Genomic DNA, 24,155 nt, shown 5'->3' on the forward strand with positions numbered 1-24,155 from the left:
GTATTGCTTGAAAAGGTCGAGCGATGCGCAAGTAAAACCGAGCTTTTGGTCAGTCGCACTGACCAAAACAGTGGTAACACGAGCTATAAAAGTAGCCCTAATTGTTGGAACAACTTTGGCATTAATTAATCACAGTGAGAAGATTATTAGCCTATCACTCTCGGTTAAAGACTGGTGCAAAATTTTTCTTACCTATTTGGTACCTTACGGTGTTTCAACATGGTCTGCAGTAGGTGCGATAAGAGAAAGAAATTCAGACGCCCCACAACCATGACCTTGACTCGCAACACTTGCATTAAGCAAATGAATAATACCTATCGCTTAGCACTCTTAGTTTTGATGAATTCAGCTGGCCCTGAAAAGCTGTCTTGCCGTTATTTTTCAAAAAGTGAGCCCGAATCAATTAGTGCGGAAAATTGAATGACTAACATTCCACCTATTACAAAACCACCGTTCGCAACTTTCGACTGACTACACGCCGCGGCTCAAGACAGCAAATTGCAAAAGTAATTGAAGCTAAGCAATGCAGCATAGCTTAGCTGCCAGTCTCAATTTCTTCCGGCGATCACTCCGCCATCAACATCCCATATGGCACCAGTGACCCAATTGGTATCATCACTTAATAAGAAATCAACTGTTTTAGCTATCTCTTCTGGTTGGCCGATTCTACCGATTGGATGAAAACCATTGAAAGTAGCTAGCGTTTCATCCATCGCATTCGGATCAATAAACGACTCGAAAATCGTAGACTTAACTAAAGCGGGAGATACGGCATTCACGCGAATATTGTGATCAGCTAATTCCATTGCCATATGTTGAGTGAGTGCATGCAAGCCCGCTTTTGCCATTGAGTAGGCTGAAGAAGGCGTCGCTTTAATCGCCTGTTTAGCCCACATAGACCCAATATTGACGATAGCCCCACCAGAGTTAGCAAGCATATTTTTAGCGACCGCTTGTGATATAAAAAAAATGGCTCGGTTCAATTCTTGATAAGTGTCATAGTCATCATTACTGTGATCAAGAAATGGTGTGGGTTTAAAATAACCAGCTGAGTTAACTAAATACTTGATGTGCTGAGTGCTGTTGTTAGCAAGCTCAACAATTCGCTGTATACCTTCCACCTGGTATAAATCGGCCTGCATAGTTTCTAGGTCACCATATTCAGCAAGCTCCCGACGGGCTTGATTCAATTTCTCTAGGTTCCGTCCAACAACGATTGTTTTTATATTACGCTTCAATAATAATTTCGCGCTTTCCAATCCCATTCCACTTGATCCACCAATAATGAGTGCGGTAGCTTGGCTTGTGTTTTGCATCTGATAATCCTGTTACGTTTATGTAAGTGAATTAAAAGGTTACAAGTATTGGTTGCTCCTCAAAAGTAGGCACAATTGGGTAAGGTAGGTACAGTTAGGTATATCTTAATGATTAATAACAGAAAAATATTTTTGAGAAACTCTCCTCCAGAACGAAGCGCGAGGATGATAGAGAGTGTTTTTCGATGCAAATGGTCACTTACCGTGTATCAGCTTTTGGCTGAAGAAATTAATCGCCCAGGGGAGATGGTACGCAGTGTTGAAGGCCTTTCAACAAAAGTACTTAATGACTGCCTGAAGAAAAATATAGAGTTTGGCATTATTAAGCGAATTGAATACAACGAGGTTCCGCCAAAAGTTGAATACAAAGTGACGCCTTTTGGTAAAAGATTCATACGTATTCTTGATCAATTGAGAGAACTACAAAATGAAATGAATGTTTAGCTCAAAAGCATAACAACTCGCTTAGTTAGAAAACTTCGCGCTCTCATCTTGCCGCGGACGAGAGCGCTAGCGTAATCTGCTCCACCTCTTTATGTTTAGGGACGCTGGTGTAGTTTCCTTATTTGCACTTCAACGGCCGCCGATACCGAGCATTAGGGCAACTGGATACTAGCCAGACGAATTCGTGCGATATTGTTCATGAACGAAAGCTTGCAGTGACCAACTCGATTGCAAAGTTGTAAGAATTTATTCAGCGCCCTGTTTAACCGAGCGAGTATGACGAAGATACTCATCCAACGTGCGCACTCCCCAGCCAGAATAACCTTTTGGTACCGTTGGTCGGTCTTCGTCGAGGTAATCAACGCCTGCGATGTCGAAATGCGCCCAGACTTGATCTTCTTTAACGAATGAGCCGATGAATGCCGCTCCAACACTGGCACCAGGACTACCTACTCCGCCATTTACTATGTCGCCGTATTTCGATTCGATCTGTTTGAAGTGAGATTGGTTTAGCGGCAAGCGCCATACACCTTCACCGGCCGCAGCGGACGCTGCTGACAATTGCTCGATAATCTCATCATGGCGACCAAAAACACCCGCGTATTCATCACCCAGAGCACGCCCCACCGAGCCGGTCAACGTTGCCACGTCGATTAGCACTCTAGGCTCATAAATGATTTGACCGTAGTGCACCGCGTCCGCGAGCACTAAGCGCCCTTCTGCATCGGTCGATGATATTTCGATACTCAAGCCTGACATAGATTGCAACACATCACCTGGGCGGATAGCCGTCCCAGAAGGCATATTTTCAGCCAATGCCGCAAGCGCTACTACATTAATTGCGGCACCGCGTTTAGCCGCTGCGAGTAGCGTTCCGGTGACCACAGCAGCACCGCCTAAGTCGCCCTTCATCATCCACATGTTTTTATTTTGTTTAATTGAAATGCCACCAGTATCGAAGGTAATACCTTTGCCAGCCAATACCACCGGTGCCTCGTTACCGCCGGCCATATACTCAACAATAAGTAAGCGCGGGGGCCGTGATGAGCCTTTACCAACTCCCCACAATGCGCCCATATTAAGCCGCTGCATGTCCTCTTCATCTAAAACTTTGATTGAGACATTAGCTAAGTCGGCAAACTCGGTTCGAACACGCTCAACAAACGACTCAGGATAGATAATATTTGCCGGCTCTGAGCTCATATTCCTTGCAAAAAACACACCTTCTGCTAAGAACTTAAGGTCATCGTTATAGGCTGTTGCGGAATCATCATCGCTGAACAACTTAATGCTAGGCAGCGTATCTCGGTTCAAGGGTTCGGCCTTATGTTGATCAAAGCGATAGCTGCGAAGCTGATAACCTAGCGCTACTCGGGCTGCCGTGGCATCCGCATCGATATTTTCTTGTGGCCACAGAATTTGTACGCTACCACCTTCGGTATCACCAAGTAATGCGGACGCTGTACCACCAAAATTTTCAGCTGCTACTCGCCCAACGGTTTCAGAACCAACACCAATAAGGTCAATTCGAGAAAATGGCGTTACACCACGCAAGGTTAAAGTTGAACCAACTTCCCCAGTGAAGTGCGCGTCTTGAGCGGCAACGGTCAGTGCGCCTTTAGTCAATACGTCGATGGTACCCGCCACACCATTAAATGATTCACCTTCAGCCACCGGAAGCACTATTCGCCCATCTTCCGGTATGGTAAACGATGCAAACTCGAAATTTTGTTGTGCAACAGACGTAGAAACCAACCCCATCCAAACTATCAAGAAACCCAAAATTTTCACGACATACTCTCCAACTAGTAATTCAAATTTTCAAAACTTGAGCATGATTCTAAACCGTACGCCGCGACAAGTCGTGATTTTTGGCCACCACCGAATAAATCAGGAGAACCGTTGGTTCACCAAGGGGCTAGACAAAACATTCGTAGGTAACGAACATTACCGCAGCGATATTATTCAACACGTTAGATTGAAAAGGGTGCTATGGTGATTGCCACGAATAGGAAAACAGAGACGTATCCGACTCGTGACAATTTGCACTATCTGCAACCTTAACTAGGCACTAGAGGCCAATACCATGAGCAAGGAAAAGAAAGGTAATAAAGAAAACAAGAAAGCACCACTATTTACCGCAAAAGAAAAAAAAGCGGCAAAAATGGCAAAAAAAGCGCCTAAAGGTGTGTTCGACAAATAGCCTGTCAGTTGGGGACGTTAAGTGCCATTAATACGACACCACTTCCCCAACTTAATTAGCGTCTGCACCATAACAGCACGCTATTTTAGAGTTTTATTTTTAGAGCTCCTTGAATAAAACCCAGCCTTTGAAGACTTTATTAACTGCAGTTGCTTAATATTCACGAAACAACTGCTGAGTCTAGAGGCAAACAATCGCCAATTTGCCATTTACCGCTTTCACAGGCACACACACACCGTCTTCATCTGGCAGTCTGTTTTGTAAGCGAGCAATAGCTTCGCGGGCAGTTGAATTTACCATGCTAAAACTCCCACCGACTAAAAGATCACCGTCTTCTTGCTGCGCAAACGACTGCACCTGTCCATGAACACTGGCGGTAAAGTCAGCGTCTAACGAGCCATCGGAATTGAGGCGAGCAATCCCCATCATCGGTACACCGTTGACAGAGGTGAATACACCTCCTAGCAGGATTTTCCCATCGGTTTGAACAAGTATGGTGTTAACACTAGCGTTAACACTAGGGCTGAACTCGGTATCCAGAGAACCATCCGCATTAAGCCGGGCAATCCTAAGTCTTGGTATGCCATCTACTGTGGTAAACGATCCACCGAGGAGCATCTTACCATCGGCTTGAGCCACTAACGGTTTGGGTAACTCGTTTAAGCTGACTGCATAACTGGTGTCGAGTGATCCGTCACTATTTAGTCGCGCGAAGCGATGCCTTGTGACGCCCGCCACACTAGTAAAACTACCCGCAATATAGATTTTTCCATCAGCTTGCTCTACCAATGAAAATACCGTTGCGCCGACGTCCGGGTTAAAAGCTTCAAGCTCGCCTGCAGGTGATATCACCGCCATCCGGTTACGGGTTTCTCCATCTATCGCCGTGAACCCTCCGCCTACCGCAATATTCCCGCTGGCGAGCTCGACAAGCGTAAAAACCGCATTATCAGCATTCGGGTTGAACGACATGTCGAGCGAGCCGTCAGCATTTAGCAATGCGAGCCGGTTGCGTGTAACGTCATTAACTTTAGTGAGAAAACCACCGATCATTATTTTGCCATCGTCGCGCACCAAAACCGTACTTACCGACCCAACAATATTAGGGTTGAAGCTCATGTCGACCGAGCCATCCAGGTTAACCCTTGCTAGCGAAGTACGCTCAACCCCAGCAATGCTGGAAAAGCCGCCGGCGATTAACAACTTTCCGTCATCTTGCTGAGCCATTGCACGAACCGTGCCAACAATCTCAGGAGCAAACTCCAAATCAAGGTCACCATCTGCCGCAATACTTAGGGACTGTGTTACAACCAAAACGAGTGAAATATGGAGGAATTTTACAAATCCGTTTATGTGGTTTTTCATGCAATCTCCTTGCAGTTAATAGTGTTTTAGGCTGACAAGCGTACTAACCCGCTGCCATAAATAGTTGATGTTAAGCACAATACCACTCGCAAAATCCGTGATCACTCATCAAGTTTGCTAATTTAACTCGAACTCAGAGATCGAAAATCGCCGTGTTAACCTGATCTTGTTTAGCTAACTATTTACTTAATCTATCTTCATGCTATATTTGTACACTATTCAAGAACGCGATTGCAAAAACCACCATGACCTCACCACAGCGCCAACTAAACTTTGATGTCTTTGGCGATGCTAAACCGGTATTGCCCAATGAATTATCTGAATTTCGCGCCCCCCTGTTTGGCAGCTATGTGCCAGCTGGATTCCCATCACCAGCTATGGACCTGCGGGAGGAATCTTTGGACCTAAATGAACTGTGCATCCAAAATCCGAGCACTACTTATTACGTGCGCGCATCAGGCGAATCTATGACCGGTGTAGGCATTCACGATGGCGATGTGTTGGTAGTCGACCGGTCAATCCGTGCTGTCGATGGCAACATTGTGGTTGCAGCGTTGAATGGTGACTTCACGGTCAAGGTTTTACGCACGTCTCCGGAACTCGTATTAGAACCACGTAATGACGCATTCTCCAACATTGAGATCGGTAGCAGTGATGATTTTGACGTGTTTGGCGTTGTAACCTTCGTTATTCATTCGACATTTTGAGCTTACCTATAAGCCAAGCGGTATAACGGATTCATCATCAAAACTCGGGCATCGCATTTGCCGAAACATGAACCGTTATACGTTAAAACATTTGCTTAAATAGCGTCATGCACGACTCTTGATTCAATAAGCACTTTTAACATGAACAAAAGCAGTTATGATCGCCCTATCGAGAACATAGGACAAGAACATAGGAGATTATCCATGCCACGCAACGGTTCCAAAGAAAAAGCAGATTTTCGTAAACAAATGGCTGACAAAGGCTATTCGCGCATCGCCGTCTACGCCCCTACAAACGCTAAGGAGCTTCGAGCTGAGATTGTCGAGGTAACCACTCGCATGGTTGAAGAGTACGAAGCAAAGCCTAAAGGAGAGTCCGGACTGTAAAGCCGATAAATTCGGTTTGAGGCAGCTCGGCCACTCTTGAGCAACAGGTCCACTATAGTGAATTCCCTAAAACCTACTGAACTCGCTTACGATCATCACCAAGGTCAGGGACCTTGCGTGATTTTTTGTGGCGGTTTCAATTCTAGCCGAATGGGCAACAAGGCTGTTGCTCTAGAAGATTATTGTGCAAGCAATGGCCAAGAATATATTCGTTTTGATTACCAAGCACACGGAGAATCAGGTGGCGACTTCGGCGATTGCACCATATCGACTTGGCTGGATGACACGCTGTCGATAATAGACTCGGTAGCCGAGAACCAGTCAGTTGTGCTAATCGGCAGTTCATTCGGTGGATGGCTGGCGCTACTCGCCACACAACGAAGGCCAGAAAAAATAGTTGGCTTAATACTCATCGCCTGCGCAGTCGATATGACACACTACTACCCTGAGCGACTACGTGGCGTGCCACTGAGCACCGACTCACTCGGGCGCGCTTACTATGCCCTACCGAACCAGTACGATGACGAACAAGACTATCGGCTTTATCAAGCAATGATCGAAGACGGCGCCCAGTACCGTTTATTGGAATCAGATGCGGCATTTTCACAGCCCATGCATTTAATCCATGGGCAAGATGACGATGTTATACCTTGGCAGCGATCACTCGCTATTCTCGATCAGCTAGCGAGCGGAATCGCTTCATTTACCTTGATTAAAAACGGCGATCATCGGCTCTCATCGAGCTCGGATTTAAGCGGTATCAATCATTCATTAGCCGACTTATTGGCGACGATCAATGGCTCGTCAGACTAAGCTTCGTTACTGACATTTATCGCAATGTAAGTCACCATAGTAATCATTGCGATAGTTACATTGAATGGTTCGACTCTGTGAGTTTATAAGTGACTGAAAGAATTGTTTTAGAGTGGTCATAGTAAAGTCCTAAATAAGTTGTAGAACGACAGTCTCGCACTTTATTGCCGCCTTCCACACTGGGGAATATCGAACCTCACGATCTAAAAAACTCATCATTTGCGACTCGTGTTACTAATTAGGGCTATCACTGGCGATCAGATGAAACTAACAATCACTATTCACTGTGCCGATTTCTAACGTATGCCACGCGCTGTTTTGCGCTTAGCAAGCGAGTACAATTTACCCAGACCACGCAGCCGCCACCGCGGCATACTAGGACGCTCTAGGCTCTCACCGACCATTAGCAACATCACCGCAACCATCGCCAACCCATGCAGCTGTAGCAGCATCAGTGGCAATGCCATTAATGCCCAACATGAACCAACACACCAGAATCCATGTCTTAGGCCAAACCGCACGGCATCGATATCAACAGCAAAACCATGAGCACGCAGCTCGCTATGCTCGTGATTGCGATTTAAACAGCGCTGCTTAATCGGCGAACATTGCCAGATAAACGCTATTAGAATACCCATTGCAACAAGCCAATAACTCTGCGACAGCAACACCGCTAAGCTCGCGACCAAAAGGTGGATCAGCGTGCCCGCAACTAACCACACAACGCTGTAACCAAGGCAAAACAACATAATCGAGCGGGCGCGTCGTTGCTTGAAACTTCGTTCATAGACATGCTGAATTGGGCTAACCAGCGTCGGTAACATCATCGCAAGCAACATTAAGAACCATGATTTGGTATTCGATATAGATACGATATCAGCGACAATCTGCGTAAAGGACGCCATCATAAATTGACGCGCGACTGCCCCTGTTTGGCACCAATCTGCGTGAAAAGCAGTGCTTTGCGAGGCACCGCCAGACAGCCAACCGATTAACAGCAGGGACCACGCAACTGCGCTGGCCCCCACTACACTAGTCACTATCTGTCGATATACACGAATGTGTTCACTCACAGATTCCCTTCACGATAAATACTAATTCGACCAACACTTAACTCTGCTTCTGCAGCTACACCTCGCTCAGGCAGGATTTGCACATCCAAAGCATCGACGTCTAGTGCGTTATCTAAATGCAAGGTGTCGATAATGCTTGTAATGTCGACCTCAAGCGTCAGCCCTGATCCTCCGTGCTCACCGTCTTTCATACTCGCTCGGCGTAAACCAAACAGCGCCACTGAGCCCGCAGGGCTGCCATTCACAAACACGTTTAACTTATTCGCATCACGTGTGCCGCGCACATTTTCGAGCTGCAAGTACGCGCGGTTCGGCGGCGCACTAGCCGAGGCTGCCGCAAAACTCGAAAGCATCTTATTCCGAGCACCGGAGTCGAGTTTGACTGAAGCTCGGAGTCCAGAACTTTCGATTTTCTGCCGACCGTCTTGAGCACCAAGTAATTCGGAATCGCTGTCGCTATTATCTGCCATAAGAACTGCCTCTGAAAATTCAACACCAAATTGAGCCATGCGTTTGGTACTTGGCAAGGTTGCGCTAACTGGCTGAGCAGCCTCAGCGCTGAGCCCAGCATAGGTATAGTCAACCTTCGCCATATCGTCAACCTCCTGCGGAGTGTAAACCCATGGCGTGGCTCCCGGCTTCGGCATAATGAAACCACGCTCACCAGCGGCCGCCGGACCTTGCAGCCATTTGTCCGATGTTGGGTTCACATTACCACTCGCGTTCCATACCGCCCACATTCGGTCAATATTAGCGTGATGCAAATAGAATATTGGGTCGAGAGCCGCAATACCAGGGTCCGACATAAGCCCCCAGAGACTCCCATCCGGCGCTTCACCACCAACATCGACGTGCACTTGGTTATGCGGATTGCTTTCAAGATTTCCCGACTGCCGGCCGTTGTGCGAGAACCCAGTCTCAGGTCCACCAAACCCTGGGCGCGGTGTATTAATATTACTTCCAGTAAATAGATCATTGCTCATGCATTGTCTTGATACCGGTGGAATTGGAATATAGATGTCTGCATCGCCCTGTGGGCCATAACGTGCGGTAACAAACAAAGGGTTTGGCGTTGCGTCCGGCAAGGTTCGCTGTTGGAAAGCTGGTGGCATTTTGTACTCAGCGCCCGCACCTAAATAATTCCAATAAGGTAACGCCCAATTCTTTGGCCCGCCGAGCCCAATAATCGCTTCTCGAAGCTGTTGTTCAAGCGCAATCAAATAGCCGCGATGCCACGGTAAAAAGTACCAGCTCTGGTGCTGACACTGATTCCAGTAAGTATCATAAACAGCTTGCGATGGCAGCGGCGATGTGGGAACCGCTGGTGTCGGCGGAATGTAGGCCCAACCCGGATAACCTCGTTGCGGCGTGTAAACATACTCACCGTGAATAGCGGCAAAAAACCACCAACTGTTTGGATCATCTAGACTGCGCGACTGCATCACACCAACCCCTTTTGCATACCAAAATAGATCGCTGTTCTCGAAGGTTCCGTTATGGTCCCATGCGTTTGATCGAGTGTAGTTCGACATAATATTCCATTCTCCTTGGTCAGTTAAAAACCAGCTAATTGCTGATTCAATCAGTTCACTGGAGGAGAAATGCGTAAAACTTACGCTCCTAGACCAAATCACTCGCAACCAACACCCAATGCCATCGCTGTTATCCACACGATAGCTGGTGTATGTAACGTATCCCCCCAGATAAACGACTACGAGCAGGTTCATTCGCTCGACTAATTTACATTAGCCCATGCACTAGATCATACGCAATTGGACTAATGTCTAATTATCACACTCCTTGTGATATTTGAGCATGTAGCTAGCAAGCGCGCGTGCAATCACCTACTAACAATATTGAAACCACTAAGCAAAAGCTGTTAGTGTAATTCGCTTAGAGAACGGCTCTATAGCCGCTCCATCAATCAACAGCTATAGGTGATTCGCATCAAAAAACTCCTCCTAATCGGACTCTTACTAATCGCTCTTGTCGCCCTAGGTGCAACACTATTTTTCAATAAACTCGATGGCCTAATAGCCGATGCTATTAAGACCGAAGGCACCTTGACGCTTGGTGTTGCGGTGGATGTAGGCCGCGTATCGACCGACCTTAAACAGGGTTCAGCCTCGGTGTTTGACCTAACCATCGCCAATCCGAACGGCTTTAGCAAACAGTCCGCATTTACCGCAGCTCATCTTGAGGCGGTGGTGAACTATCAAGAGCAGAGCATTGACTCAATCAGCATCAATGAACCGACAATTTATGCGGAGCTCATTGGCAGTAACAATAACTTTCAAGCATTATTGGAGAATATGCCTCCAGCATCACCGACAGATGCGTCGTCAGCGAACTCAGATGATCAAATCATTCTATCGATTAAAAAAATCGAAATCACCAGAGGGACTATCAACTTAAATATCATTGAGCCCGAACTAGGCGAACGCCAATTCGTGATGGACGACTTAGTAATGCGAGATCTACATGGCAATATTGATCAACTTGGTGATGAAATCCTAAGTCGCTTAAGTCAGCATGTGTCCGGGCAAGTCTCGCGGTACGCCCAAGATCAACTTAAGGCCAGCGCAAAAGATAAGATTAAACAAAAGCTTGAAGAAAAATTGGGCGATAAACTAAAGGGGCTCGGACTCTAGAGCAGGCTGATATTCCCAGACCGGTTGAATCGGCGAACAACAAGTACCCTCAGGAGATCCAGCCGAATCGCTATCGAAAAAGCTCTCGAGAGGACAGGCCACAGTTGTTAGGCCACAGTTGTTTGGACAGAGTTAAACCACAGTTAGGCCATAAAAAATGCCTCCGCCCAAAATTGGGTCGGAGGCATTAATTTATCAAATCATGAAGCTTATTAGCGCCAGTTAAGCACCGCTTTCGTGATCTAACTCCTCAGTAAAAAACTGACTAGAATACGAGTTTTTTAGTCTTAGGAGCATTGCGTGATGCAATAAACAGCAACAACCCCATTAGCGCGGCAGTCACTACGAAAATCGTAATCGACGAACCGTACGACGAGCCACCTGAGGCGGCCATCTCTGCCATTGGAGTAGTCGCTGTCATCTTCATGGCGGCCATTCCGGTATAGTGCATGCCACATACCGCCAAGCCCATTACAAACGCACTACCAATACGTTGGGCAGAGCCACGTAGGTTGAATGCAAGCCATAAAGCCGCGATCGCAGCAACCACAGCAATAATCAAAGACAGGGTAAATAGCACCGTGTCATACGAAACGGTCGCAGGCATGTTCATCGACGCCATACCGGTGTAATGCATGGCAGCCACACCCATTCCAGTGATCGCACCACCGACCAACAACTTCACTGTGCTTGAAGCACCACGACCTACAATAAATAAGCCGATTCCAACAAAAATTACGGCAAGAAGCATCGACACTATAGTCAATCCTAAGTCGTAGCTAACAGGCATTTGCATGTCAACGGCCATCATACCAATATAGTGCATTGACCAAATCGCTCCACCAATTGCGACAGCGGCCATACCTAACCACATCATCAGGTCACGACCTGGTTTTGCCTTCGGAATTCGAATAGCCAAATTTAGTCCAGTGTATGAACCAAATACGGCAATCGCGTAAGAGACCAGAACTAAGGTCCAGTCATATTGTGCTTCTATCATGTTGTATTACCCCTAATATTTTGATGTTAATTTGTTCAGGCAACGATTCGAAAACCACTGCGCAATAAGTGTTTGTTATACGTCGATAAAGAAAGTGCAGTCATTATTGGTTTCCGATCCGCAATTGGTTTCGCTCACCTCGCATTGCCCAACTGCAGGATTACTACCAAGAAAACCAGATATATAGCCAGCCACAAACTCGCAGCAAACCGGGTCTGAACTTTTATCCGCGCAGAACGGGCAGTTCATTAGCACCACAGACTGCTCATCCGTTTCCACCTTGCAGAACTCTTTAAGTGCTGGTCGCAATTCACGACTCAATGCTTTGGATATCTTTAGCGGGCTGCCCAAGTCGTAGTCACGCTGATAAATTCCAGCACCAACCTTACTTCCCAACGTGCGCAGTCGCTCGTTGCGAACATCACTTTCCAATGAAGCTGCATAGCTTTTAACAATGGGCACGATTTTGGGATATTTTTCACCAATCTTAGCCAACACTCGCTTCTCTTCAGCAATGCTGACCGGGTCAGCCGACGCCGATGTATTACTCGGTGTAGCGCCGGACGACTGAGTACCAGATTTAGAGCTAGACTTAGCGCCAGATTTAGACTCGGCAAATTTAATCTTCAATAAAGTGCAACCCTCGATGGAACTCAAGTCCTCGATGATCGTATCTTGCGGCTTTCCTGACATACTCTCGGCAACCACGTAGATTACGTGCCCGCCCTTTTTAGAGGGCTCTTGTCGTTGCGACATAAGTCGATAATCAGCCTTAATTAAATAGGAGACTACTTTGACCAGCCGAATGCTGTCAGACGCCGTCTCGAGCGCACATGAAAATTTCACTTTATTAGCCTATATATTGATACTTAACCCCGACCACTCATTAACCAATCCTAGTTATGAGCACCTGTGCGGGCGGATGTTATACGAATAAATAAATGGCGCTAGTACTTTTCAATCGATTTTAAGTTTTTTTACAATCACTCTCTGTCATGCGTCAAGCAACTACGCTAAATATCGGTTTTTAAAAGGAATATGACCTCAGCGATGACATGCGCTGCGTTAATTTTTATAGTAAAGCACACGTTCGACCCAGCTAAATTTAGTAGTAAAATCGATTCTTAATCGCTAGACCGGCCCTAGATTTTCCAGCAATCGCACTAAACAAAAATCCTAATTCACCTTCTACCTATGAACAGTCAAATGTCCGACCATCGGCCACACTCATCTGTTCTGTACAGCAAACTTTTACCGCACAATTAAGCCGAACAGTCCAACTCATGTTTGCTCTAGTAGTGACAGCTCAGCGACCTAAATTGCTCGACTAACACTAGGCGATTTTAGCCAACGCTTGAGCCAGTCGCATCACCGCAAATCGAGCATTTGCTAACTGCATTGATGATTTAGCCGCCAATGTCAGAACACAAGGTTTACCCACCAACATACAACTCAAAAACAAAATATTACCGTTGGCGGTCTCAATCGTAGTGGTTTGTGATTCGACCAGCATGATTTGCCGAGATGCTGAATCGCTAAGCGAGCCAATGGTACTGGCAATCGCTGACACTTTATCGGCTTCAACGCTTAATGTTTCAGACGCGAACGATCTAATATTGAAACCATCGGCCGTGCACAGGCTAACTAGGAATATTTCCTGTGAGTTGACACAAACTGATTTCAACATCTCTGAAACTTCGGCCATAACTCGGTCGTCGAAAAAACTATTCTCCACATTCATTGAATTCAGCTAACTCCTAACTGTTTAGTATTCTGATATCGGCTAATTGCATTGAGAGCCACAAGCACCATCATAGCTGAATTTTTATCTCTAGCATCGATATGCAATACCGGCGCGTTGACCCCATGGCCTTGTAACGCGGAACGCATTTCAACACCAAGTGCATGCAACTCTTTTGCGTTAGCATTCTCGCTGTGCGTAATCGCCGCAACCACGCTGGTGTTACGATTGGCAGGATCGAAAAAAGTCAGCAAACGATCCAGTTGATCTAAGTCCGGCGACTCGTCGAGGGTCACTAACAACACCAAACCCCACAACGATTCATTGACCATGTCCCACAGAAAGGAATAGCGCTCTTGACCTGGCACACCATACAAGCCAAGCGCAGCGTCATCACTTAAACTAATACGCCCGTAGTCAATACCAACGGTGGTGAACTGTTTACCTATATCAATACTCGACTCGACCTCAGTCTGCAGTGGGTTAATCTCGCTCAGGGTCTGCACTAATTGGGTCTTGCCCGAGCCGACTTCACCTATTATGGCCAATTTTTTATAACTCATTCGCGTACCCCACAACTATGAACTGTTTCATTTTGGCGTAGAATCTAACCGCGGCGGTCTCGAGTACTGGCAATACCGTTGTTGCGTGCTGCTCTGCAACATTCAATAAACCTTCTGCGTCAAATTCAATTAGCAAGGCATTAAGCCTACTTCGATCTCCAGCAAAATCTATATCAAGTACTTGCTTGTAACTATGTTGCGATGATACCAACTTGGCACAGAGTTCGATATTGGCGGGCGTCTGCTCGACAACTGAGAAGTCCGGCCAGGTTGACAATGAAATAGTTTTACCGTCGAACGAGCGAGGTCGCGGCACCTCGATAGCATCAACGTCGTAGAACATTTTCAATAAATTCACAACGTCAACAGGTAAAGCGTTGATACGCCCATAGTGCTTCGACATAACGTTTACAAAACTGGAGTTAACGCTCAATTTTTCAGACAACTTCATGCGCCAATCCGGAAAAAACCGGTTAGCGATTGGTGTATCAATCAGTTTTACGACGTTTTGATTTCTCACGTCCGCACCGATTTGCTGAAACGTCTTATCCACCTCATCGGCGCTGCCTTCTAATACGCCTAAATAGTGTCCCGCCCGATAAGTTAAGATACCCGTTAGATTTCTTGCTGAATTGTTGGCCAATGACACTCGGTAAATATCCGAGAGACCAACTGGAATCGTTGCGCCATTTCGTCGGCACGCGACTCGGCTAATATACATAATGATTTTCACGAGTAAATTCCCTAAAAAGTTAGCTGTGAAATTTGCATGGAGCCAGGCTATACACGAACGATAGGCCCCAGTTAAAAATAGACAGATATAGGCGAAAGCGCCCGAATGGTGTTATTAACCCAAGATTTACCTCTCAGCGGTGGAAGTATCTTGGTCAAACGATTCAGACTAATACGGCTCCGTTGAACTACTTCTGTCTGACATCTGCCCATCTGTTATCTGCTGCGCTTAGATTCGGCGTCAGCAATACGACTCTATATTTCGAGCTGATCCTCGAACACTTGTACTTTGCGCCGAGCAAGCGCTAAATTTGCCTTGGCTTTATCGAGTACTAGGTAGATAAATAGGCCCGCATGTTTCACACTGGGTCTAATGATGTGTAGTTGATCCTTCAAGGTAATCAAAATATCGTCAATACTTCCTTCAATACCTAACGAATTCATTGTGGCCATCTTGGCCTTTACCACTTCGGAATTCCCTGCAGCGGCTAGATCGAGATCAACACCTCCGCCTTCGGTTCCGAGTGACATTCCTGATGTGTAGTCGACGATGCATGCGCCCATCGCCCCATCAATAGCTAGTAAATCCTTCAAAGTAGCGTTTATATCCGACATATTATCCCCCAAGAAAATTGTCATTTACACTTGTTGTCTACCGGCAGCCCTTACTGCTAGTGATTTCACGATACCTCAAAGATATTCACGCTGTCTAGCAAAAAGTAAAATTTACATTCCCTCTGAACATGACTGTCAAGCACGGCCACCGAACAAGGTTGCCGCAAGCAACGCGAAGTTAATTGCAATAGAAGTTCCAACAATGAGAAGCTGGTGAAGATAAACACAAAAACCTCATTTGCAATCATCTCAATCCGCCCTAATTCGCGCCAACACTGCTGTGCAGTGGCTCGGATTACAGTACTATAGCAACGGTTTCTATCAGTTTAACGGAGTTCACATAATGGCAAAATTAATACGCTTGGCCTACGCCAGCCGCGCTTGCTTTGAGCCCAGTGTTGGATCTTCCGAACTTGAGCCAGACATCATCGAGATTTTGGCACAGTCGCGCGTGAATAATCAAAGCGCACAAATCGGCGGTGTTCTCTACTACGCAGACGGCTACTTTTTTCAATGCCTGGAAGGCGATGAGTCGATGGTGTTGAACCTGGTAGAAAAAATTCGTCAAGACGACCGACACCGCGACCTAAAGATATCCTTCTGCAAGAAAATTCGGCGACGATACTTTAAGGCATGGTCAATGAAGTATGTTCCGATTGGTAATGCCGTCACAGACCTCATTAAAAGTCGTGGCTACTCGTCATTCACACCGTCTGAATTTGATGAATCAGACATAAATAGCTTGCTGCATCTATTTAGCCAACTAAAAGACACATCGCTCAAGAATGAGAAGCTGAAAGCTTGTTATCGATTAAAACTGCACTGGTGGCAGCGGCTGATCCCAGCTCGCTATTAAACTCCAATCTTCTGATACCCACATAGTACCTATTGGGATAGTACCTATTGAATAGTACCTATTGGCCATTTAGCTTTAAGCTCGGTCGCGTTACCGATCACAGCGTTGCGCCGCCGTTAGATCCAAGGCCATAAACTGATTAAACGAACTTTGTTGATAGTCAGAGAATGCCCCACAACTAACAAACCCAAAAGATCTATACAGTTTAATCGCTGGCAGAAACGCTTTGCCTGACCCGGTTTCCAGGCTCAGCGTTTGATACCGACGCTGTTTAGCCAGCGCTATAATATGGCGTAATAAAAATGCCGATACCCCACGACGCAGATGTGCATGATGCGTACGCATAGACTTTATCTCGCCATGCGTGTTGGAGAGTTGCTTTAACGCTCCAAACCCTAATAATTGCTCGCCTTCCCAAACAGCCCAAAACGACACATCCGGCGCCTGCAAACCAGAAAAATCGAGCGCATACACGCTTTCTGGCGGAGAGTTTTCTTGCATACCGCTTAAATGCTGTTGGAGCAGATTCAATAATTGTGGAGACGAAAAGTCTGCTTGCCTAATTTCCATTATGCTTGCCCATTGATGATCAGATAGCTGGCCGGAACCTCACCTAAGTTGCGAAAGCGCGAGCGACCACGGAGCTTAAGAGCCACACAGTCCAGCCGCGACATCGAGTAATCGGCACCATCAAACGACACGTTTAACGCGCCAGAGATTAGTACTAAATGCTGTTCCAGACCTTGTTGAGGAGGCTTTTGATAACGCACATCGGCCCCGGGCGGCAGCTCGCCATGGGCAATCTCGATGGCATAATCGTGAGTTGGTGGCGAGATCACAGTTCGTTTATAACCGGTTTCAGGGTCTTCCCAGGTCTTGGCATCGGCGAACAGCAAATGACGTGGACTCGCCGATTCAACTTTCATCATAAGTCGCGACATAGTGATGCCATAGGTCGAACACAAACGCCCCAAGACACTCGCCGTAGGGCTAGTCTCTGCACGCTCAATACGCGACAAAGTGGCACGACTCACTCCTGAGGCTTCGGCAACCTCCGCAAGCGACAGCTCATGTTGATGCCGAATACTTTCAAGGTGCCGCGCTAATTGCTTATCTAACATTCAATTCTTACTCTTTTCAATACTCACTCTTTTTTTTTCGTAGCCCCGTCACTTCACGCAATGACCATATTCTAGATTCAATCCCAATTATGAGATTCTAAACCAAGCCAGTCACTACAACAAGTCAAAAACACGCACTCTACCCACTGATTAACACCAAGGTCGATTTGTATGCGCGCGGTAAACTATTAGTGTGTTTCGATAAAAAACTGGACGAATATAAGTTAAACTTAGCGCGGTTGGGTAGATATCTCTGATTCATCACCTAGGAACTTTATGTCTACCAATAATTTTTTTAGCACTTGGCTAGCCCTGTCAGCGACCCGCTCTTGCGCGCTCATACTACTATGGTTAACGGGCAGCGCCTTTGCTATGAACGCTTTTGCTGTCCACGCGACTACCTCTAAAAGCATCGAGCTCTTCGGTTACGCAAGCAGCACGACTCTGGCAAAAAAGCACACTGACCCAGCACTCCACTCGATTACGGTTAATCCCGCGGCGCGTGAGTCTGACATAGGTACTGAATTAACCATATCCTTGCCAGATAACACGTCTATCAAGCTCACGGTAATCAAAAAGCGTACCTTGCAAAATGGCGACCGACAAATCGAAGCCACCTTTGCCGATAACGGCAATGCCATCATGACCTTTGGCAATCAGGCTACGTTCGCCAACATTAATAGCCCGACTCATAATTACTCGATTGATGTAGACGAAGACAAACTCCCGGTGTTAGTGGATCAACAGTACCTAGAGCCCAACATAAATCTTGAAAATGATATGCGCTACCCACCGGATTTCACGCCGCTGAGCGACGCGCAATTTAAGTCTGCCAAAGCTGAACTCGAAGCCCTGCCGGCAGCAGCTTCAGCGAAAGTCGAAATCACGTTACTGGCAGTATATTCCAGTGAATTTGCCAACGGGTTTGGTGACCCAGTAACACGAATTAATCAAGCCATTGGATTTGCTAATGCCGCCTATGATCGCAGTGGCATCAACATTGACCTCAAACTGGCTCACGCACAACAATGGGCATTTGATAATAATGCGAACGTAGGCTCTCTACTGTCGATGGTTCGAAACGATGCGGAGGTTGCAAGCTCAAATGGCGACTTTGTTGGCATCGACGCTATTCGAGACCAGTACTACGCTGATTTGGTCACCGTGTTGCCATACCGTGCGGCTAATAGTTTTGGGGGCATTGCGTATGTCAACGGAAATCACCCTGGTTATGCCTTCTCGGTATCGCAGTTTGCACGGTATGAAAATGGAACAAACTCTGTGTTTACTCATGAAATTGGTCACAATCTAGGTTCAGGCCATGAACACGTATCAGCTAACCCAAATCAACGGTCTGCCTGCGACGGCGGCTTTACCGGTTATGCCTGCGGTCATGGCAACGGCAGTCAAGGCACCATCATGTCATACCTAAATGACGCAGCGTGGGGATACGTATTTTCCAACCCCCAACAAGACTGTCTCGGTGAACCCTGCGGCATTCCTAATGGTCAGCCAAACCCAGCTGACAATAAAACCAGCTTTAATATTAGTGCACCACTAATCAGGGACTTTCGCATCGACACCACCAATGATGATGACAAAGACAACGTAAAAAATGACGTCGACAATTGCCCGAATGTCGCCAATCCAAGTCAGACGGATACCAACTCTGATGGTGAAGGCGATGCTTGCGACAACGACGATGATGGAGACGGCGTTAACGACGGAATTGATAATTGCCCGTTGCTAGAGAACCCTGAGCAATTGGACTCTGACAACAACGGTACCGGTGACGTATGCGAAAGTGACCTGTGTCTGCCACTCGTGTTAGCCAACCGGAAGGTCGCCATGATATGCCTTTAACGCAAGCCTAATATTGAGTCTTCGCCATTGGTTTTGCTGCCGCTCCGGCATCGAACCCAATGGCGGAGCTGCGCTACTTTGGCGCGCGTACGCGAGATAAAAAGCGTTTGCAATCCCCACTCATGCATTGCTATGGTCATTGCATGTGAGAACCCCAACCATCTGTGTAACTTATGCGATCTTACGTTTCCAAGCTTGTTCTATCTGCCTGCCTTAGCGCGACTGCCTGCAACACAACGAATGCCTCTGCGGCAGTATCCGCCTCACCAGAAGCAATCGCGTTAGCTCAGTCTTCAATTATCGTGGATGGCCATATTGACGTCCCACATCGAGTATTCGAAGCATGGGAGAACGTATCGGCGGCGACGAATAGCGGGGATTTTGACTTTCCGCGCGCCAAGCTTGGCGGGTTAAACGCGCCGTTTATGTCTATCTATGTGCCCTCATCATTAGACGGTACCGATGCGTCAACCCAGCGCGCTCACCAACTAATAGATCAAGTCGAAGCGATAGTCGGGCGCGCTCCAGAAAAGTTTGCCATCGCTCGCTCGGCCAACGAGGTTCAGCAACAGTTTGATAAAGACTTAATTTCACTCCCCTTAGGCATGGAGAATGGTGCGCCATTGCAAGGCGAACTTAAAAACCTCGATGCGTTTTATCAACGCGGCATTCGGTACATCACGCTAACGCATGCAAAAAGCAATGATATTTCTGACTCATCCTACGATGACAACCGTCAATGGGATGGCCTAAGTCCGTTTGGTGAAACAGTCGTACAGCGCATGAATCAATTAGGGATCATGGTCGACATTTCCCACGTGTCCGACGCCGCATTTTACGATACACTCAAAGTCAGCCGAGCCCCAGTGATTGCATCACACTCATCTTTGCGCTCATTCACGCCCGGCTTTGAACGTAATATGGACGATGCGATGGTCAAAGCATTGGCAGCCAACGATGGCATTATTATGATTAACTTTGGTTCGTCGTTCCTGACTAAAACAGCTCAGGACTGGTATAACGTCCGCGACCAAGCCCAACACAAAGTAGACGCTGAATTCGGTGCTGAGAGCCCGCAAGCAAAACTCTTCAGCGACCAGTATCGAGCTAACAATCCGTTTCCTTATGCGTCATTAGACGATGTTGTTGAGCACATAGACCGTGCGGTAAAGCTGGTCGGTGTCGATCACGTTGGTATCGGATCAGACTACGATGGTGTAGGTGATTCTCTGCCAACCGGCCTCAAAGATGTCGCCACGTACCCGAATTTGGTGCAAGGTCTTATGAACAAAGGTTATTCAACACCGGACATTCGCAAGATACTCGGTGGTAACTTACTACGAGTGTGGCAACAAGTTGAAACGGTAGCGGCCAAACTTAGTGGCCCTAGCACGTAGTACCGCGACGCTGATTGACACCAACCGCACCTTTTTAGTACATATCTGGTAGAAGATTTAACGTTGGATCCCGCAAGCCGTTTTAGCCCGGGCAGTTTATTCTATTCAAGGGGAGTAGAAACTTTATGAAGTATACAATTATCATCGATTCTATCGCTGGCATTCCGAACCATGTTCTGGAAAGCCGGCCATTCAAGGTCATGCCAGTCACTGTTGAATTAGACGGTAAGATCATGCCCGATACCTTTGATGAAAAAACCTTGATTGATTTTTACCAAGGCGATTCCTTGAATATCAAGTCACAAGTTTCATCGTCAGCGCCCAGCGAAGATGATATCTCGAACTTAATCGCACGCGAGGTCGCGCCGTATAGCGACTATGCATTTTGTCAAACCGTGTCTCGCCAAGTTAGTGACACGTACGATAATTTTGAACAAGCGGCTAGTCATATCACCAGCCGAGTTCGCGCAATACGCGACCGAATGAATATCGAGCATCCGTTTCGCATGTCTTGTGTTAACACCGGCACTACCATTGCCGGTCAAGGTTTAATTGCGATCTATGCTGACATGCTGCTCAGCAAAGGTGCCGACATGGCTGAATATACGAAAACCATGAACAAGTTAGTCAAACTGGTGCATTGCTACCCGGTGGTGGCGGATATTTACTATTCACGCGAACGTGGACTCGAACGCGGTGTGAAAACCGTTAGTCTACCCGCTGCGGTTCTAGGTAAAACAGTCGGGCTTAATCCGATAGTTCAAATCAAATATGATCACATCGCCAAACCCGTTTTAACTAAGCGCGGTCTGCCTAATTCAATAGGTCACCTGTTTAAACACGCAGCCGCCATGATTGAAGAAGGCTTGTATGTGCCGTTAATCAACCTAAGTTATGCCGGCGACCCGCGTGAACTTGAGACATTTGAACACTACGATTTAATGATGAGCACTGCCAAAAAACATAAGATAACGGTGCTTAAAGGCGTTATGAGCTTAGCCGCCAGCGTGGTGTATGGCCCCGGCGCATTTGCCCTTGGCATCGCACCGAAAAATCAAAAAGCGCTACCAGCTTAGACCCAGCATCGTAAAGGATCAGTTCATGCTGCGCACTGCCGTCCAATCTTGACTCGGTGGCGTGGCAACATAAGCCAAACATTGCTGTAAAAAATACTGTGCCGCTTGATCGTTGGGTCGCAATACCAAGACTTCACGATATGCATTGGCCGCTTCGGCAAAACGCTTTGCTTCATAGGCGGCTAAAGCTGAGGCTGATACGGCTACCAAGGCTTGCTGCTGATCACTGGCTTGCTCACGCCATGTGATCAGTTCATGCACCAATACCCCTTGCGATTTACCCTTGACCGCTACTCGCTCAATCGGCCTACACAGAAAGTTATCAGCGACACAGTTGGCGGTAAATTCACTTACTAAAATCGAGGTGCCATACAATTTATTCAACGCTTCAAGCCGTGCCGCCAAGTTAACTGCATCACCAATCACGGTGTAATTCAAACGATGCTCACTGCCCATATTGCCGACCACCAAAGCTCCAGTATTCAAGCCAATTCGGCAGTCAATCTCAGGCTGGCCAGTACGACGCCAATGCGCCTGCAAGGCACCAAGCCGCTTTAGGTTACGCAGTGCGGCATCGCAGGCATGACTAGCGTGATCTGGGTCTGACTCTGGCGCGCCCCAAAATGCCATAATGGCGTCGCCAATATACTTATCAACCGTGCCCCGAGTAGCAATAATCTCCTCGGTCATTGCGCCCATGTACTGACCAAGAAGTTCCACCAACTCAGCAGGTGGCAGACGCTCGGCGATATTGGTGAATCCGACAATATCCGAAAACGATACCGTTAAAACTCGTTCTTCACCGCCCAATTCAGCCTCGACACCAGTAGTGATCACGGAGCGCACTAAATCGACCGGCACAAACTTACTGAATGAGCGCAACCCAGTTTTCATTTCTTCGGTAGCCTTCGAAAGTTTTTCAACCTCCCATAACCAGGTCTCGGGCAGCGGCGTTGGGTCAATTTTAAACTGCCCTATTTGCGCTACTTCAGCGGTTAAGCGACGCAGTGGATGCGCAATTGCGCGTGCCAAAATAATACCCACTAGAATCAAGGTAAGTAAGCTGGCTATAGCAATCCAAACAACCACCATCGTAGCTTCTTCTACTGATTCGGTTAGCTCATGCTTAGCCACCATGATAGCCACCGACCAATCCAAACCTTGAACGTTAATCAGCGGTTCGGTAAAACCAAGATATTCAACCCCAGCCACCTGCCATTGGTACTCGGCAATGGGCGACTCCGTACCTATTTGCATGGCGTGACCAAAGCCTCTAATAACTGGGTCGGGGGCGTGTGACGAGGTGTGTAATGAGGCGTTTGGATCAGCCTTAGCCACGGGCTCAACCACTTGCCGAACATCAGGATGCGCAATGATCTGTTGCCCAGATAAAATAAACGCTTCGCCAGACTCAAACACATTAAGTGTGCCCAGGTAAGCGCCTAATGCGGTGAGTGCAAAGTCGGTAGTCAGCACACCGATTAAATCACCGTCGTCGTCATAAACTGGCGTGGCGCAGGTTAAGCCGGGGTATTGCTGGCCTGGCGCCGTACCAAACATATACACATCAGTCCAAGTTTGCTTAGCTGACTTTTCCGCTGCTTGATAATAAGGTCTTTGACGCTGATCATCCTTGGTCGGCTGGCCGTCTTCATTTGATATCCAAGCGTTCGACTGCCATTTAAACGATTGCTTTATCCCTTGGGTAATCCGCAGCTGCAAAAGCTCACCATCAATGGTGCGTTGCACATGCAGATAGTCGCCGCTTTCACTAGTAAACGACAAATAACTGAAATCAGGAAATTGCTCGATTTGGCGGCGAAAGTCATCAGCTAAACGATCATCGTTCGGCTCCACATGTTGAATCAGATCGCGATTTGCATAGCTAACCGCCGACGCCTCGTTCAGCAAAGACGATACTTCAGCACGAACCCGCTCGGTTGCCTGATGAATAATACGTTTGCCTAAATCATCGATAATTTCAAGGGCATTGTTGTACGCCACATACCCAAGCAAGGCGACCATCACAATCGGCAGAGTCAACAAGGCAGCCATAAGTGCCTTGCGTAACGTGAGTGTGAAACGTCGAGATGCATTAACTGTTTTGTTGCCTACTTCCATGCGACTCCCCTACAAACCAATTCCGCCTACAATATAACGCTTGCTGAAGTGAAACACCAAGCCAACACAGGCAACACTAGGTAAACCAGTTTATCTTAGCGGTTTGGCGGC

24 protein-coding genes are annotated in these 24,155 nt (G+C 47.1%); 10 read left to right on the plus strand and 14 right to left on the minus strand.

The window, feature by feature from the left end:
• Window positions 1-70 precede the first annotated feature (70 nt).
• Window positions 71-274, plus strand: coding sequence for a nitrate/nitrite transporter NrtS (gene nrtS / locus DFR28_RS20160; RefSeq protein WP_425455478.1), 204 nt, complete (start codon window positions 71-73; stop codon window positions 272-274).
• A 274-nt stretch (window positions 275-548) separates the two neighbouring features.
• Here the strand turns inward: nrtS and DFR28_RS08715 are convergent, their stop codons facing one another.
• Complete coding sequence (locus DFR28_RS08715; RefSeq protein ID WP_113953946.1) at window positions 549-1,316, minus strand: SDR family NAD(P)-dependent oxidoreductase; 768 nt, start codon at window positions 1,314-1,316, stop codon at window positions 549-551.
• Window positions 1,317-1,424: 108 nt separating this feature from the next.
• Between DFR28_RS08715 and DFR28_RS08720 the strand changes: the two genes are divergently transcribed.
• Complete coding sequence (locus DFR28_RS08720) at window positions 1,425-1,760, plus strand: winged helix-turn-helix transcriptional regulator (protein ID WP_113953947.1); 336 nt, start codon at window positions 1,425-1,427, stop codon at window positions 1,758-1,760.
• Between the two features lie 246 nt (window positions 1,761-2,006).
• Here DFR28_RS08720 and DFR28_RS08725 read toward each other — a convergent pair whose 3' ends face one another.
• Together DFR28_RS08725 and DFR28_RS08730 are read right to left on the minus strand one after the other, a co-directional pair.
• Entirely contained in the window at window positions 2,007-3,551 is a 1,545-nt protein-coding gene (locus DFR28_RS08725; protein WP_147250967.1) for a leucyl aminopeptidase family protein, read from the minus strand.
• 592 nt (window positions 3,552-4,143) lie between these two features.
• On the minus strand, window positions 4,144-5,328 hold the full coding sequence (locus DFR28_RS08730; RefSeq protein ID WP_113953949.1) for a delta-60 repeat domain-containing protein: 1,185 nt from the start codon (window positions 5,326-5,328) through the stop codon (window positions 4,144-4,146).
• 245 nt (window positions 5,329-5,573) lie between these two features.
• Here DFR28_RS08730 and umuD point away from each other — a divergent pair, with 245 nt between their 5' ends.
• The 3 genes from umuD to DFR28_RS08745 all read left to right on the plus strand — a co-directional run bounded on the left by umuD (window position 5,574) and on the right by DFR28_RS08745 (window position 7,235).
• Window positions 5,574-6,035: a translesion error-prone DNA polymerase V autoproteolytic subunit gene (gene umuD / locus DFR28_RS08735; RefSeq protein ID WP_113953950.1), complete on the plus strand. Its 462-nt coding sequence runs from the start codon at window positions 5,574-5,576 to the stop codon at window positions 6,033-6,035.
• Window positions 6,036-6,239: 204 nt separating this feature from the next.
• Entirely contained in the window at window positions 6,240-6,422 is a 183-nt protein-coding gene (locus DFR28_RS08740; protein ID WP_113953951.1) for a hypothetical protein, read from the plus strand.
• Between the two features lie 117 nt (window positions 6,423-6,539).
• Window positions 6,540-7,235 carry an alpha/beta hydrolase gene (locus DFR28_RS08745; protein WP_281268379.1) on the plus strand — a complete coding sequence of 232 codons (696 nt, stop codon included), beginning with the start codon at window positions 6,540-6,542 and terminating at the stop codon, window positions 7,233-7,235.
• Between the two features lie 296 nt (window positions 7,236-7,531).
• On the opposite strand, the gene DFR28_RS08750 is transcribed toward DFR28_RS08745, so the two are convergent.
• Both DFR28_RS08750 and DFR28_RS08755 read right to left on the minus strand, forming a co-directional pair.
• Window positions 7,532-8,308 carry a copper chaperone gene (locus DFR28_RS08750; protein ID WP_113953953.1) on the minus strand — a complete coding sequence of 259 codons (777 nt, stop codon included), beginning with the start codon at window positions 8,306-8,308 and terminating at the stop codon, window positions 7,532-7,534.
• Window positions 8,305-10,035, minus strand: coding sequence for a tyrosinase family protein (locus DFR28_RS08755; RefSeq protein ID WP_211316933.1), 1,731 nt, complete (start codon window positions 10,033-10,035; stop codon window positions 8,305-8,307). Before DFR28_RS08755 ends, DFR28_RS08750 begins: the two co-directional genes overlap by 4 nt.
• Window positions 10,036-10,245: 210 nt before the next feature.
• Between DFR28_RS08755 and DFR28_RS08760 the strand changes: the two genes are divergently transcribed.
• Window positions 10,246-10,959 (plus strand): AsmA family protein, encoded by a 714-nt coding sequence (locus DFR28_RS08760; RefSeq protein WP_113953954.1) that lies wholly within the window; start codon window positions 10,246-10,248, stop codon window positions 10,957-10,959.
• Between the two features lie 265 nt (window positions 10,960-11,224).
• Here DFR28_RS08760 and DFR28_RS08765 read toward each other — a convergent pair whose 3' ends face one another.
• The 6 genes from DFR28_RS08765 to DFR28_RS08790 form a co-directional block, all read right to left on the minus strand.
• A complete protein-coding gene (locus DFR28_RS08765) occupies window positions 11,225-11,959 on the minus strand; it encodes an MHYT domain-containing protein (RefSeq protein WP_113953955.1) in 735 nt (244 codons plus the stop codon).
• A gap of 75 nt (window positions 11,960-12,034) precedes the next feature.
• Entirely contained in the window at window positions 12,035-12,805 is a 771-nt protein-coding gene (locus DFR28_RS08770) for a hypothetical protein (RefSeq protein WP_113953956.1), read from the minus strand.
• A 487-nt stretch (window positions 12,806-13,292) separates the two neighbouring features.
• On the minus strand, window positions 13,293-13,700 hold the full coding sequence (locus tag DFR28_RS08775; RefSeq protein WP_113953957.1) for a roadblock/LC7 domain-containing protein: 408 nt from the start codon (window positions 13,698-13,700) through the stop codon (window positions 13,293-13,295).
• A gap of 5 nt (window positions 13,701-13,705) precedes the next feature.
• Entirely contained in the window at window positions 13,706-14,263 is a 558-nt protein-coding gene (locus tag DFR28_RS08780; protein WP_113953958.1) for a GTP-binding protein, read from the minus strand.
• On the minus strand, window positions 14,253-14,996 hold the full coding sequence (locus tag DFR28_RS08785) for a BLUF domain-containing protein (protein WP_147250969.1): 744 nt from the start codon (window positions 14,994-14,996) through the stop codon (window positions 14,253-14,255). Before DFR28_RS08785 ends, DFR28_RS08780 begins: the two co-directional genes overlap by 11 nt.
• Before the next feature lie 254 nt (window positions 14,997-15,250).
• Window positions 15,251-15,610, minus strand: coding sequence for a hypothetical protein (locus DFR28_RS08790; RefSeq protein WP_113954547.1), 360 nt, complete (start codon window positions 15,608-15,610; stop codon window positions 15,251-15,253).
• A 343-nt stretch (window positions 15,611-15,953) separates the two neighbouring features.
• Here DFR28_RS08790 and DFR28_RS08795 point away from each other — a divergent pair, with 343 nt between their 5' ends.
• The gene (locus DFR28_RS08795) at window positions 15,954-16,466 is read left to right on the plus strand and encodes a BLUF domain-containing protein (protein ID WP_147250970.1); all 513 of its coding nucleotides are present in this window, start codon (window positions 15,954-15,956) and stop codon (window positions 16,464-16,466) included.
• 90 nt (window positions 16,467-16,556) lie between these two features.
• Here the strand turns inward: DFR28_RS08795 and DFR28_RS08800 are convergent, their stop codons facing one another.
• Window positions 16,557-17,036, minus strand: coding sequence for a GNAT family N-acetyltransferase (locus DFR28_RS08800; RefSeq protein WP_113953961.1), 480 nt, complete (start codon window positions 17,034-17,036; stop codon window positions 16,557-16,559).
• Entirely contained in the window at window positions 17,036-17,587 is a 552-nt protein-coding gene (locus DFR28_RS08805) for an XRE family transcriptional regulator (protein WP_113953962.1), read from the minus strand. The genes DFR28_RS08800 and DFR28_RS08805 overlap by 1 nt, the downstream gene beginning before the upstream one ends.
• Before the next feature lie 372 nt (window positions 17,588-17,959).
• Between DFR28_RS08805 and DFR28_RS19840 the strand changes: the two genes are divergently transcribed.
• From DFR28_RS19840 to DFR28_RS08820, 3 genes are all read left to right on the plus strand, one after another.
• The gene (locus DFR28_RS19840) at window positions 17,960-19,450 is read left to right on the plus strand and encodes a M12 family metallo-peptidase (RefSeq protein WP_211316934.1); all 1,491 of its coding nucleotides are present in this window, start codon (window positions 17,960-17,962) and stop codon (window positions 19,448-19,450) included.
• A gap of 173 nt (window positions 19,451-19,623) precedes the next feature.
• Window positions 19,624-20,847 carry a dipeptidase gene (locus tag DFR28_RS08815; RefSeq protein ID WP_113953964.1) on the plus strand — a complete coding sequence of 408 codons (1,224 nt, stop codon included), beginning with the start codon at window positions 19,624-19,626 and terminating at the stop codon, window positions 20,845-20,847.
• A 125-nt stretch (window positions 20,848-20,972) separates the two neighbouring features.
• Entirely contained in the window at window positions 20,973-21,923 is a 951-nt protein-coding gene (locus DFR28_RS08820; protein ID WP_113953965.1) for a DegV family protein, read from the plus strand.
• Between the two features lie 18 nt (window positions 21,924-21,941).
• On the opposite strand, the gene DFR28_RS08825 is transcribed toward DFR28_RS08820, so the two are convergent.
• Window positions 21,942-24,044, minus strand: a complete 2,103-nt coding sequence (locus DFR28_RS08825) for an adenylate/guanylate cyclase domain-containing protein (protein ID WP_113953966.1) — start codon at window positions 24,042-24,044, stop codon at window positions 21,942-21,944.
• Between the last annotated feature and the right edge of the window lie 111 nt (window positions 24,045-24,155).

Origin of the sequence: Arenicella xantha (assembly GCF_003315245.1) — a bacterium.
Taxonomy (GTDB): Bacteria; Pseudomonadota; Gammaproteobacteria; order Arenicellales; family Arenicellaceae; genus Arenicella; species Arenicella xantha.

Bases quoted from the DNA above. Each gene is read 5' to 3' on its own strand.
- DFR28_RS08715 (WP_113953946.1), bottom strand. From the start codon at position 1,316: ATGCAAAACACAAGCCAAGCTACCGCACTCATTATTGGTGGATCAAGT.
- DFR28_RS08720 (WP_113953947.1), top strand. From the start codon at position 1,425: ATGATTAATAACAGAAAAATATTTTTGAGAAACTCTCCTCCAGAACGA.
- DFR28_RS08730 (WP_113953949.1), bottom strand. From the start codon at position 5,328: ATGAAAAACCACATAAACGGATTTGTAAAATTCCTCCATATTTCACTC.
- umuD (WP_113953950.1), top strand. From the start codon at position 5,574: ATGACCTCACCACAGCGCCAACTAAACTTTGATGTCTTTGGCGATGCT.
- DFR28_RS08740 (WP_113953951.1), top strand. From the start codon at position 6,240: ATGCCACGCAACGGTTCCAAAGAAAAAGCAGATTTTCGTAAACAAATG.
- DFR28_RS08755 (WP_211316933.1), bottom strand. From the start codon at position 10,035: ATGAACCTGCTCGTAGTCGTTTATCTGGGGGGATACGTTACATACACC.
- DFR28_RS08765 (WP_113953955.1), bottom strand. From the start codon at position 11,959: ATGATAGAAGCACAATATGACTGGACCTTAGTTCTGGTCTCTTACGCG.
- DFR28_RS08775 (WP_113953957.1), bottom strand. From the start codon at position 13,700: ATGAATGTGGAGAATAGTTTTTTCGACGACCGAGTTATGGCCGAAGTT.
- DFR28_RS08780 (WP_113953958.1), bottom strand. From the start codon at position 14,263: ATGAGTTATAAAAAATTGGCCATAATAGGTGAAGTCGGCTCGGGCAAG.
- DFR28_RS08790 (WP_113954547.1), bottom strand. From the start codon at position 15,610: ATGTCGGATATAAACGCTACTTTGAAGGATTTACTAGCTATTGATGGG.
- DFR28_RS08795 (WP_147250970.1), top strand. From the start codon at position 15,954: ATGGCAAAATTAATACGCTTGGCCTACGCCAGCCGCGCTTGCTTTGAG.
- DFR28_RS08800 (WP_113953961.1), bottom strand. From the start codon at position 17,036: ATGGAAATTAGGCAAGCAGACTTTTCGTCTCCACAATTATTGAATCTG.
- DFR28_RS08805 (WP_113953962.1), bottom strand. From the start codon at position 17,587: ATGTTAGATAAGCAATTAGCGCGGCACCTTGAAAGTATTCGGCATCAA.
- DFR28_RS19840 (WP_211316934.1), top strand. From the start codon at position 17,960: ATGAACGCTTTTGCTGTCCACGCGACTACCTCTAAAAGCATCGAGCTC.
- DFR28_RS08815 (WP_113953964.1), top strand. From the start codon at position 19,624: ATGCGATCTTACGTTTCCAAGCTTGTTCTATCTGCCTGCCTTAGCGCG.
- DFR28_RS08820 (WP_113953965.1), top strand. From the start codon at position 20,973: ATGAAGTATACAATTATCATCGATTCTATCGCTGGCATTCCGAACCAT.
- DFR28_RS08825 (WP_113953966.1), bottom strand. From the start codon at position 24,044: ATGGAAGTAGGCAACAAAACAGTTAATGCATCTCGACGTTTCACACTC.